The organism is Candidatus Methylomirabilota bacterium (assembly GCA_035936835.1).
In the GTDB taxonomy this organism is placed as follows: domain Bacteria; phylum Methylomirabilota; class Methylomirabilia; order Rokubacteriales; family CSP1-6; genus AR37.
Map to the genome: position 1 here is coordinate 1 of DASYVT010000188.1, position 10,924 is coordinate 10,924.

The window sequence follows — 10,924 nt, forward strand, 5'->3', positions numbered from 1 at the left end:
ACCACTCCCGAGATCATCCGCGCCTCTGCGCGGGAAGCCGAAGCGCTCGGGTACAGCTCCTTCTGGGTCAATCACCCAGGCTCGTTCGACGGACTCGGTGCGCTCGCCTTCGGGGCGCGTGAGACGAAAAGTATCGAGCTCGGCATCGGCGTCATTCCGCTCCACACGCGGGGACCCGAGGCGATCGTCCAAGGTGTGCGCGCCACCGCGCTGCCGCTCGAGCGCCTGCTCCTGGGCGTGGGCAGCCCGAACCCGAATTCCCTCGGCCGCGTGCGCGACGGCGTAGCGGCGTTGAAGTCACAGCTCAAGACGCGCGTGATCGTGGCGACGCTCGGCCCCAAGATGTGCCGGCTGGCGGGGGAGATCGCCGACGGCGTGCTCTTCAACTGGCTGACGCCCGAGCACGCGCGCGTCTCGGCCGGCTGGGTGCGCGACGGCGCCGCCGCAGCGGGCAGGAAGCCGCCCACGCTCTTCGCCTACGTCCGCCTCGCCCTCGGCGGGAAGGCGTGCGACAAGCTCGCGGAGGAAGGCGGTCGCTACGCGGCGATCCCGGCCTACGGCGCCCACTTCGAGCGCATGGGGGTCAAGCCCGTCGAGACGTGTATCGCCGCGCAGAAGGCGGACGAGATCCCGAAGGCGCTCGGGAAGTGGCATGGTGTGGTCGACGAGGTCGTGCTCCGGGCCATCACCGGCGACGACACGATCGAGGAGAACCTGGCGCTGCTTCGCGGTGCGAAGCCGGTGTAGAGGCTTCAGCCCACCTGGTACTTCTTGATCGCCGCCGGGTCGAACGCCAGGCCCAGGCCCGGCTTCTTCGGCACGACAAGCCGGCCGCCTTCGATTGCCGGCGTCTCCTCGTAGAGCCGGAGCGTCCACGGCATGTACTCGACCGTGAGGCCGTTGGGGATGGCGGCCACGAGGTGGACGTGGATCTCCGGGATGAGGTGGCTCACCACGGGCAGGTTGAATGCCTCGGCCATGCCGGCGACCTTCATCCACTGCGTGATGCCGCCCACCCGCAGGAGATCGATCATCACGATATCAACGGAGCGCGCCTCCAGCAGGTGACGGAAGGGCACGATGCCGTAGTGGTACTCGCCCGCGGCGATGGGCGTGACCAATGCGTCGGCCACCCGCGCGAGGCCGGCATAGTCGTCGTGGGCGGTCGGATCCTCTAACCAAAAGAGGTGGAATTGGGTGATCCGGTGCCCCACCTCGATGGCGTGGTGCACGCTCCACAGCTGGTTGATGTCGCACATGAGGTCGATGTCGGGGCCTATGGCCTCGCGCATGACGCGCACGCGCTCAACGGATGCCGCCATCGTCGGCTCGCTCCCGCACTGCATCTTCATCTGCCTGAAGCCCATGTCCACCAGCCGCGGTCCCGCCTTGGCGAGGTAGTCCACGGGGTGCTGGCGCATGAGAGCGCCGCTCGCATAGGTCGGCACGCGGTCGCGCAGGTCCCCGAGCAGCGCGCACACGGATTTGCCCGCGGCCTTGCCCTTGAGGTCCCAGCACGCCGTGTCCACGGCCGAGAGCGCCAGCGAGAAGATGCCGCCGGGGCCCGAGCTGCCCGCGGCGCGTCTGAGCTTGGCGACGATGGCCTCGACCTGCGTCGGGTCGTCGCCAATGATGAGCCGCGCGAGCGCGTCCACAGCGGCCTTGAGCGCCGGCGTCAGCGCGCCGCCGAAGAAGGTGAGACCAATGCCCACGAGACCCTGATCAGTGCCCAGCTCGAGCGTGACGAACTCGCGCGTATCGGTGGGCTCGGGCAGGCCGACGACGAGCGGGTTATCGGCCGGGGTGCGCAGCACGCGCGTGGTGACGTGGGTGATCTTCATCGACGGAGCCTCTCTTGTCGCTTCAGGGTTAGAAGGCCAGGAAGTCCTTCAACGCTGCCAGGACCGCCTCGGGATTGTCCTCGTGAAGCGTGTGGACCGCCCGCGGGATCTCGACGAAGCGGCCGTGAGGCAGGTCCTTGGCCATCCTCTCGGCGACCTCGCGGTCGAGGATGGGGCTCGATTCGCCGCGGAGCACCAGGGTCGGCGGCGTGATCGACCGGACGATGGCCCACCAGTCGAGATCCGGCTGGGAGCGCCGCTCCTTCACGCTCGGGTGCCAGGCCCACACGATGGCGCCGTCGGGGCGCTGCCGGAGGCTGTGCGACGCGACCCAGCGGTAGTAGTGGATCCCGGGATACGGGTTGCCGCGGCAGAGATGCTGGGCCGCCTGCTCGATACTCTCCCACGTGTCGGGTTCGGGAGGCCCCGCCGGCGCTTGAGCCGCCCGCTTGCTGATCTCGGGACCGATGTCGACGATGACCAGCTTCTGGACCTTGTCGGGCCGCTTGGAGGTGAAGTACATCCCGTTCCGGCCGCCCATCGAGAGCCCGATGAGGACGAACGAGGTGAGGCCCAGCTGATCCACGACGCCGGAGATATCGTCGAAGGCCACGATGGCGTTGTAGACCTCGGCCGGATCACTGTCGCCATGGCCGCGCTGGTCGACCGCGTACACGTGGAAATGCGGCTGGAGCGCGATGCTGAGGGTGTCCCAGGCGTGCGCGTTCCCCGTGAAGCCGTGCAGGAGCACCAGCGGCGTGCGGCCGTCACCGCCCCAGTCCAGGACGTGGAGCCGCAGGCCATTGACGACCAGGTGACGATCCAGCGGTCGAAGGAGATTCATCGGACCCGTCCGGCATGATAGCAGGCTTGGCGGTCCCTCTCCATCGCTTGACGCGAGCCCGCCGCCGGCGCAATATCTGGCCCCATGGATATCGGCTGCCATCTTCCGACGCAGGGGCCCGTGGCCACGCGGGACGCGCTGATGACCTTCGCGCGCGAGGCCGAGAAGCGCGACATCGCGTCGCTCTGGGTCAGCGACCACGTCATCTTCCCAAGGAAGGCGACGGGCAGCTACCCCGGCGGGCGCTTCCCGCATCCGCCCGACAAGGCCTACCTCGAGCCCGTCGTCGCCCTCGCCGCCGCCGCCGTCTGCACGTCGCGCGCCCGGCTCGGCGCGTCGGTCTTCATCCTGGGGCACCGCCATCCCGTCGTCATGGCCAAGATGCTCACCAGCATCGACGCGCTGTCAAACGGGCGGCTCATCTGCGGCGTGGGCGTCGGCTGGTGGAAGGAAGAGCTCGAGATCCTGGGCGCGCCCTTCCACGAGCGGGGCCGCCAGGCCGACGAGATGCTGCGCGTCTTCAAGGTGCTATGGACGGAGGAGAACCCGTCGTTCGCCGGGGAGTACTTCCGCTTCAGCGACATCGGCTTCGCGCCCAAGCCCGTGCAAAAGCCGCACCCGCCGATCTGGGTCGGCGGCGACAGCCCGGGAGCTTTCAGACGAGTCGTCACGCTGGGCGACGGCTGGCACGCGACGTCGAAGACTCCGGCCGAGCTGAAGGACGCGCTCGGCCGACTGCGCGCGGTCGCCGACGCGGCCCGCCGCCCCTTCGAGAGCATTGCGCTGTCCGTCCGCCTCTCCCTGAAGGCCGAGCTCCTCGCCCAGGGGAATCAGGCCGTGGTGGACCAGCTCTGCGAGTACAAGCGGCTCGGCTTGGGCCACGTCATGATCGACTTCCGCCGCGACGACCTGGCTCAGATGCTTGAGCTGCTGGAGCTCGTCACCGGCACCGTCCGCCCCGCCGTCGACCGCGCCTAGCCGTCTGCGAGGTTTCGGCAGCCGGCTATACGTGGTGGCGCAGAAAGGCGTCGATCATCGCGTTGACCTGATCGGGCACCTCCATCATGTTGAAGTGACCGGCGCCCACGGTCCATCCGTTGACGACGTTAGGCAGCCATTCCGACATGAGATGCGGCGGGTTGAGCGGCGGCGTGGCGGCCAGGTGGAGCGCGGGGACCTTGCACCGCGCCGCGGTCGCGGGCCCGTCGAAGGCGAGGATCCCCTTCATCGCGGCAGCAGCGACGTAGCTCGGCGCCGCCATCATCACCTTCAGGACGCGCTTGACGAGTCGCTTGTCCGAGGTCTTCATGAACAGGTTGTTGGCGATGAACTGCCGGCGCGGCTCCTGGTTGCCTGCCTCTATGGCCGCCACGATGGCCTCGACCGCGACCTTGAGCTCGGGCGGAAAGACGAGTGGCGCCGGGTCGACCATGACGATGGCGGCGACCTTGTCGGGATGGGCGGCGCCCAGGTCGAGGACCGTGATGCCGCCCATGCTATGCCCGACGGCCACTACCTTGCCGAGGCCGAGCTTGCCGATCAGGAACGCGATATCGTCCGTGTAGGCGGCGATGGGGTAGGGCCCCTGGGGCTTGTCGCTTTTGCCGTGCCCGCGCAGGTCGAGGGAGACCACGCGGTGCCGCCGCGCGAAGTGCCTTGCCTGCGGGGAGAAGAACGACCGGTCGCAGGTCCAGCCGTGGACGAAGACGAAGGCCGGCTTGCCCCTGCCCCGGGTCTCGTAGGCCAGATTGACGCCCTTGTGGGTGATCGTCGGCATGATGGCATCCTCCATGTCTGAGACCCGGTCGGCTCACGCCGGCCTGTCCCGCTCTTCGGTCTACTTGTCGAGCCACACCTCTTGCATCCGCCCGTAGTTGTACAGCGAGTTGTGGGGGACGAGGTTCTTGACGTAGGGCCACTGGGTGAAGTACTCGTTGCGCCAGCCCAGCATGGGCCGCGCGACGTCGGCCTCGAGCTTCCGCTGGATGTCCCAGACGCGCGTGAGCCGCTTGGCGCGGTCCAGCTCCTGGGACTGGAGGTCGATCAACTTGTCCATCTCCTCGCTGCAGTAGTCGGTGTAGTTCCGCGACGAGCCGCACTTGTAATTCTCGTAGAGGAACCCGTCGGGGTCGTCGATGCCCGACGCCGTGAGGTTGGCGCCGATCTGGTAGTCGCGGCGGGCGAGAGCAGGGAAGAACTGGGCCGTCTCGATCTGCTTGACGGTCGCCTCCACCCCCACCTGCCGAAGCTGGTCCACCACGAACGAGGCCAGGTCCACGTAGATCGCGAACGCCCGCGTGACCAGCTCGACGCGGAGCGGTTTGCCGGGGCCGTAGCCTGCGGAGGCCAGGAGCCGCTTCGCCTCCGCCTTGTCCTGGTCCGGCCCGCGGTAGCCCGGGAGCGTCCGAAGATCCTTGTCGAGGAGACCCCACGCCCCGAAGGGCTTGGGCATCAGCGCGGCGCCGACCACCGCGCCGTTCTGGCGGACGCCCTGCACGTAGGCGTGCCGGTCCATCGCATAGCTGATCGCGCGCCGGATCGTCAGGTTGTCGAATGGGGCGCGCTTGTGGTTCACGACCACGTTGTCGCTTCCGTTCTGGCCGATCACGGTCACCACGAGCGACGGCACGTTCTGCTTCGCCGTCTCCGCCATGAGCTTCGTCATCTCGAGCGGCACGGAGGTGTCCAGCCGTCCGGCCTGGAGCGCGGCCAGGCGCGTGCCCCGCTCTGTGATGACCGGGTAGCGGATCCCGTCGAGGTAGGGCCGGTTCGGGACGAAGTAGTCGGGATTCCGCTCCATCTCGACCATCTGGCCCCGGACGTACTCCTTGAGCTTGAAAGGTCCCGTGCCGACGCAGCGCTGGCGCAGGTCGGCGACAGGGACGTGGGCCGGGTACACCGGCGAGTAGCCGGAGGCGAGCATGAGCAGGAGGGAGGGCTGGGGCCGCTTGAGCCTGAAGATCACCGTGTACGGGTCGGGCGCCTCGATGGCCTCGATGTTGGTGTACCAGTCTTTTCGTGGATTGAGGCGGAGTTTGGCCGGCGCGTCGGGGGCCTCGCGGACGACGTCGAACGTGTACTTGACGTCCCTCGACGTGAAGGGCTTGCCGTCGTGCCACCGCACGTTCTTCCGGAGGAAGAAGACGAGGTTCCGGTAGTTGTCCTGCCACGACCACCGCTCCGCGAGCTCGGGAATGACCGTCTCCGCGGTCTCCAGGGGCTTGAAGGGATCGAAGAGGACGAGGTTCGAGTAGCAGGGCGCCACCGGCCACACGCCGGAGATCGTGGCTGACTCGTGGATCGAGAGCCCCGGCGGGTCCTCGGCGAGCATCGCGTTGAGGATGCCGCCCCGTTTCGGTGTCTGGCTTCCGGCGGGGACGGCGGCGCAGAGCGTTCCGAGAAGAATCGCGAGACCGAGAAAGAGCGGGAGTATCGGGCGTTGGCTCATGGTGTCCTCCACATACATGGGCCCCGACGGCGCTGTCAAGTGCGAGGTGCGGAGGACGCCGCTCCGGTGCTACTCTCTTGAGGCTATCCACAGATTGACCTGGCAAGGGAGCCGACCGTGACCCCTCAGAGCCTCGACGAGCGAGCCATCAACACCATCCGCTTCCTGTCGGTCGACGCCGTGCAGAAGGCGAACTCCGGCCACCCCGGCCTGCCGATGGGCGCGGCCGCGCCGGCCTACGTGCTGTGGACCCGGTTCCTCCGCCACAACCCGTCCGACCCCGCCTGGCCTGACCGCGACCGCTTCGTCCTCTCGGCGGGTCACGGCTCCATGCTTCTGTACTCGCTCCTGCACCTCACGGGCTACGACCTGCCGCTCGAGCAGATCAAGCAGTTCCGTCAGTGGGGAAGTCTCACCCCGGGGCACCCGGAGAGTCACCTGACGAAGGGAGTCGAGGCGACGACCGGGCCGCTCGGGCAGGGCATCGGCAACGCCGTCGGCATGGCGCTCGCCGAGGCGCACCTGGCCGCGCGCTTCAACCGGCCGGGGCACGACATCATCAACCACTACACCTACGTCCTGGCGGGTGATGGCGACATGATGGAAGGCGTGCAGGCCGAGGCCGTTTCCCTCGCCGGCCACCTCAAGCTCGGCAAGCTCATCGTCCTCTACGACGACAACGGCATCTCCCTCGCGGGCAGTACCTCGGTCTCGTTCAACGAAGACGTCCAAGCCCGCTTTGCCGCCTACGGCTGGCACGTCCAGGCGGTGGAGAACGGCAACGACCTGGGCGCGGCGGACAAGGCTCTCCGGGCCGCCCAGCAGGTCGGCGACCGCCCCTCGCTCATCGCGGTGCGCACGGTCATCGGCTACGGCGCGCCTCACAAGCAGGGCACCTTCCATGTCCATGGAAGCCCGCTGGGACCCGATGAGGTCAAGGCGGCCAAGGAGAACCTGGGCTGGCCCGTCGAGCCGCCGTTTCTCGTTCCCGACGACGTGAGCGCGCACTTCCGCGCCGCGGTGGAGCGCGGCGCCAAGGAGCAGGATGAGTGGCGCCGACGCCTGGCTGCCTACCAGGCCGCCTTCCCCGATCTCGCCGCCGAGCTCAACCGGCGGATGGTCGGCGCGCTGCCCGCGGCCTGGGACGCTGACCTGCCAACTTTCCCCGCCGATCCGAAAGGCCTGGCGACGCGGAAGGCCTCGGAGGGCCTCATGCAGGCGTTAGCAAAGAAGCTGCCCGAGCTCGCGGGCGGCTCGGCGGACCTCGACCCCTCCACGTTCACGTGGCTCAAGGGGCAGGGCGATTTCGCGCCAGCGTCGCAGCCGCAGGAGGGCGTGCAGGGGGCGGTGGGAGGAGCGTGGGACTACAGCGGGCGAAATGTCCACTTCGGCGTCCGCGAGCACGCGATGGGCGCCGTCGTGAACGGCATGGCGTATCACGGCGGCTTCATTCCCTACGGCTCGACCTTCCTGGTCTTCTCCGATTACATGCGCGGGGCGGTCCGCCTCTCGGCGCTCGCGCGCCTCGGCTCCATCTGGGTCTACACCCACGACAGCATCGGCGTGGGCGAGGACGGCCCGACGCACCAGCCGGTGGAGCACTTTCTGGCGCTCCGGGCCATCCCCGACCTGCTGTTCATCCGACCCGGCGACGCGAACGAGACGGCGTGGGCGTGGAAGGTCGCGATCCGGGAGCGCCACCGGCCGACGGCTCTGGCGCTGTCCCGCCAGAACGTGCCGACGCTCGACCGCTCCGTGTACGCCTCCGCCGAGGGACTCACGCGCGGCGCGTACGTGCTGAACCCCCGCGCCGGGGCGGCTCGCCCCGACATCATTCTGATCGCCACCGGGTCGGAAGTGCAGCTCATCGTCGCGGCCGAGCCCGTCCTCGCCGCGAAGGGCATCACCGCGCGGCTCGTGTCCATGCCCTGCTGGGAGCTGTTCGAGGAGCAGAGCGCCGAGTACCGGGAGAGCGTGCTGCCCAGGTCGGTGACGGCGCGCCTCGCCGTGGAGATGGGCTGCTCGCTGGGCTGGGAGCGGTGGACCGGAACGGACGGCGCCACCGTCACGCTGGACCGCTTCGGCGCCTCGGCGCCCGGCGAGGTCCTCATGAAAGAGCTCGGCTTCACCACGGAGCGCGTCGTCGGCGCGGCCGAGGCGCTGCTCGCGCGGACGGGCCGCACTAGCCGGAGCTGACGGAACCTACGCTACTACACCAAACGGGGGTTGCACTCATGCCAGCCGCAAAGGGAAAGTTCAAGGTCGTCGTCCAGCAGCCGTCGGGCGGGATCACCTATGACACGGCCGACGGCGCCTACGCGATCGAGCGGGAGGCGCTGGACCCGATCGGCGCCGAGATCGTCGAGGTGCCCGCGAAGACGGAGGAGGAGTTCATCGCCGCGGCGAAGGATGCCGACGCCGTGATCGCGCGGAACCGCCGCATCACGGCCGCCATCATCAAGGCCTTGAAGAACTGCAAGGTCATCGGTCTCGGCAGCGTCGGCGCCGACACGGTGGACGTGGACGCGGCCACGGAGGCCGGCATCGTCGTCACCAACGTCCCCGACGTTTTCATCGACGAGGTCGCCGACCATACGATGGCCTTGTTCCTGGCCGCCCATCGCCGCCTGCGCCTCATGCACCAGCTGACGGTGGACGCCAAGTGGACGGAGGGACGGCCGTACTTCAAGGACATCCCGCGCCTCTACGGCCAGACGATCGGCCTCATCGCCTTCGGCAACGTCGCCAAGGCCGTCGCCCGCCGCTGCCACGCCTTCGGCCTGCGGGTCATCGCGTATGACCCGTTCCTGGCTGAGCTCGAGATGACCGCCGTCGGAGTCGAGCCGGTCACGAGCCTCATCGACCTGTGCCAGCGCTCGGACTTCCTGTCCATGCACGCGCCCTTGAACTCGGAGACGCACCACATGATGAGCGAGAAGCAGTTCAAGGCCATGAAGAAGAGCGCCATCTTCATCAACAACGGCCGCGGGCCGACGGTGGACGAGAAGGCGCTGATCGAGGCGCTCAAGCAGAGGGAGATCGCGGGTGCGGCGCTCGACGTCTTCGAGCAGGAGCCCGTGGACCCGATGAACCCGCTGCTCCACATGGACAACGTCATCGTCACGCCTCACATCGCCTCGGCGACAGCGCGCATGGCGCCCGAGACCCGCCGTCGTCTCGGCCGCGAGATCGCCACGGTCCTCCAGGGCAAGTGGCCCCGCTCCGCAGTCAACCCCGGCGTCCTCCCAAGAACGAGCCTAATCCGCTGGCAACCCTATCCAATGGGCCGCGGGCCCAACCGCTAAACGACAAGACCGACGGGGCGGGAGTGACGGAAGAGCCCGAGCTGCCGCCAACCAGCGACGGGCGGGTGGCGTCGGGGGCAGCGGGGGCGCGGCCTGCTTCGTTCCGCCCTTCGCAAGTGCGCGCAGCCCGCAGGGCTGCGAATCACGCCAGCGTAGGGTGACGTAGCTGGCCGCGCCCCCGCTGCCCCCGACGACAGGCCCCGCCCGCCGAGCGCGTTCGAGAGCGCTACGTCGTCGCGAGTTTCGCCCAGACGGAGCGGAGTCGTTCCATCGCAGGGGCGGGAAGTGGGCCTTTGGCGACAGCGGCGGCGGCGAACTCGAGCTGGGCGAGATCCGAAGTCCCGATGAGCGCAGTGGACAGCGCGTCCGTGGTCAGCGCGAAGCGGAAGGCGGCCTCGATCACGCTAGCGGCATATCCCTCGACTACAAGCGGCTCGAACGCCCGGGCGCGCGTCACATCGGTCGCGTAGTCCGGGCCCGAGGCGATCGGGTCCACCGCGGGGATGGCGATCGGATGCCGGACGCTCTGCCCGCTGAGCGCGCCGCCCGCGAGCACGCGGATGCCAATCGTGCCCACGCCCTGCTCGCGCGCCAAGAGCGCGAGCCCGTCGAAGTCCTGCGCCGGGAAACCCGCCGGCACCTCGTGCGCCGCGGTCGGGCTCAGCAGGTTGAAGCACACCTGCGCCGTGTCGATGGTGCCGCTCGCCAACGCGCGGTGGAGCGCCCCGGTCTCGCCGAGCGCCGTCACCCCGAAGAAGCGGATCTTGCCCTGCTCCTGGAGGTGTCGGATCGCGGGCACGACCGCGTCCAGCACGTCGGCGACCCCGAGGCGCCGCTCGCTCCTGACGCGCGCGATCGGGTTGTGGAGGTGGAAGAGGTCGAGGCGGTCTCGCCCGAGCAGCTCGAGGCTCGTCTCGACTGAGCGCGTGAGCGCGCCCGGCACGTCCGCCAGGTCGGCATGGGTCAGCCGGCACTTGCTGCCCACGATCACCGGCGGGCGCAGCGCGCGCAAGACGGCGCCCAGGTTCTTCTCCGACTGACCGCTGCCGTACGACGGCGCGGTGTCGAGGTAGTTGATGCCGAGCTCGACCGCGCGCGCTACGGCGCGCTCCCGGTCGGCCGGCTCGCCCCGCACCATCAAGCCGCCGACGTCGCCGCACCCGAAGGCGAGCGCGGAAACCTTGAGCCCCGTCCTGCCGAGTGTCCGGTATTCCATCCCGTCAGGAACCGAGGCCGAGGCCGCGGCGCAGATCCTTCGCCGCGAGCGGGATCGAGCCGAGGGCCGCGCCCGGGACGGCCGCCCCTGCGGACTGAAGGAGCCGGCGGCGACTTCCGTTGACCGCGTCATGTGCTTTCATCGTAAATCTCCTCGCCTGGTGGGATGCGATACTGCTACTCTTCCTGACCGACGATGTCAGGCGGTCCGTGCGAACACCCGACAAGGAATACTCCGTGTCCACCGAAAAGTCCAGCGACGCCGGCGGCG

10 protein-coding genes are annotated in these 10,924 nt (G+C 68.9%); 4 read left to right on the forward strand and 6 right to left on the reverse strand.

All coding sequences use genetic code 11. The features are described 5' to 3' along the window. The coding region (locus VGV06_16875; GenBank protein ID HEV2056816.1) for an LLM class flavin-dependent oxidoreductase at positions 1 to 747 on the forward strand (747 nt) is incomplete at its 5' end. A gap of 5 nt (positions 748 to 752) precedes the next feature. Here the strand turns inward: VGV06_16875 and VGV06_16880 are convergent. After that, a complete protein-coding gene (locus VGV06_16880) occupies positions 753 to 1,841 on the reverse strand; it encodes a mandelate racemase/muconate lactonizing enzyme family protein (protein HEV2056817.1) in 1,089 nt (362 codons plus the stop codon). A gap of 28 nt (positions 1,842 to 1,869) precedes the next feature. Next, complete coding sequence (locus VGV06_16885) at positions 1,870 to 2,685, reverse strand: alpha/beta hydrolase (protein HEV2056818.1); 816 nt, start codon at positions 2,683 to 2,685, stop codon at positions 1,870 to 1,872. Between the two features lie 84 nt (positions 2,686 to 2,769). Here VGV06_16885 and VGV06_16890 point away from each other — a divergent pair, with 84 nt between their 5' ends. Next, a complete protein-coding gene (locus VGV06_16890; protein HEV2056819.1) occupies positions 2,770 to 3,663 on the forward strand; it encodes a TIGR03619 family F420-dependent LLM class oxidoreductase in 894 nt (297 codons plus the stop codon). A 25-nt stretch (positions 3,664 to 3,688) separates the two neighbouring features. Here the strand turns inward: VGV06_16890 and VGV06_16895 are convergent, their stop codons facing one another. Together VGV06_16895 and VGV06_16900 are read right to left on the reverse strand one after the other, a co-directional pair. Further along, positions 3,689 to 4,462, reverse strand: a complete 774-nt coding sequence (locus tag VGV06_16895) for an alpha/beta hydrolase (GenBank protein HEV2056820.1) — start codon at positions 4,460 to 4,462, stop codon at positions 3,689 to 3,691. 60 nt (positions 4,463 to 4,522) lie between these two features. After that, entirely contained in the window at positions 4,523 to 6,133 is a 1,611-nt protein-coding gene (locus VGV06_16900; protein ID HEV2056821.1) for an ABC transporter substrate-binding protein, read from the reverse strand. Positions 6,134 to 6,250: 117 nt separating this feature from the next. Here VGV06_16900 and tkt point away from each other — a divergent pair, with 117 nt between their 5' ends. Both tkt and VGV06_16910 read left to right on the forward strand, forming a co-directional pair. Then, entirely contained in the window at positions 6,251 to 8,329 is a 2,079-nt protein-coding gene (gene tkt / locus VGV06_16905; GenBank protein HEV2056822.1) for a transketolase, read from the forward strand. A gap of 38 nt (positions 8,330 to 8,367) precedes the next feature. Next, positions 8,368 to 9,438, forward strand: a complete 1,071-nt coding sequence (locus VGV06_16910) for a C-terminal binding protein (GenBank protein ID HEV2056823.1) — start codon at positions 8,368 to 8,370, stop codon at positions 9,436 to 9,438. 226 nt (positions 9,439 to 9,664) lie between these two features. Here VGV06_16910 and VGV06_16915 read toward each other — a convergent pair whose 3' ends face one another. Beyond that, positions 9,665 to 10,654, reverse strand: coding sequence for an aldo/keto reductase (locus tag VGV06_16915; GenBank protein HEV2056824.1), 990 nt, complete (start codon positions 10,652 to 10,654; stop codon positions 9,665 to 9,667). A gap of 4 nt (positions 10,655 to 10,658) precedes the next feature. After that, positions 10,659 to 10,796, reverse strand: a complete 138-nt coding sequence (locus tag VGV06_16920; protein ID HEV2056825.1) for a hypothetical protein — start codon at positions 10,794 to 10,796, stop codon at positions 10,659 to 10,661. Positions 10,797 to 10,924 lie beyond the last annotated feature (128 nt).

What these genes read in the sequence shown, in the direction of transcription:
- VGV06_16880 (HEV2056817.1), bottom strand. Translation starts at nt 1,841, where the DNA reads ATGAAGATCACCCACGTCACCACGCGCGTGCTGCGCACCCCGGCCGAT.
- VGV06_16885 (HEV2056818.1), bottom strand. Translation starts at nt 2,685, where the DNA reads ATGAATCTCCTTCGACCGCTGGATCGTCACCTGGTCGTCAATGGCCTG.
- VGV06_16890 (HEV2056819.1), top strand. Translation starts at nt 2,770, where the DNA reads ATGGATATCGGCTGCCATCTTCCGACGCAGGGGCCCGTGGCCACGCGG.
- VGV06_16895 (HEV2056820.1), bottom strand. Translation starts at nt 4,462, where the DNA reads ATGCCGACGATCACCCACAAGGGCGTCAATCTGGCCTACGAGACCCGG.
- VGV06_16900 (HEV2056821.1), bottom strand. Translation starts at nt 6,133, where the DNA reads ATGAGCCAACGCCCGATACTCCCGCTCTTTCTCGGTCTCGCGATTCTT.
- VGV06_16910 (HEV2056823.1), top strand. Translation starts at nt 8,368, where the DNA reads ATGCCAGCCGCAAAGGGAAAGTTCAAGGTCGTCGTCCAGCAGCCGTCG.
- VGV06_16915 (HEV2056824.1), bottom strand. Translation starts at nt 10,654, where the DNA reads ATGGAATACCGGACACTCGGCAGGACGGGGCTCAAGGTTTCCGCGCTC.
- VGV06_16920 (HEV2056825.1), bottom strand. Translation starts at nt 10,796, where the DNA reads ATGAAAGCACATGACGCGGTCAACGGAAGTCGCCGCCGGCTCCTTCAG.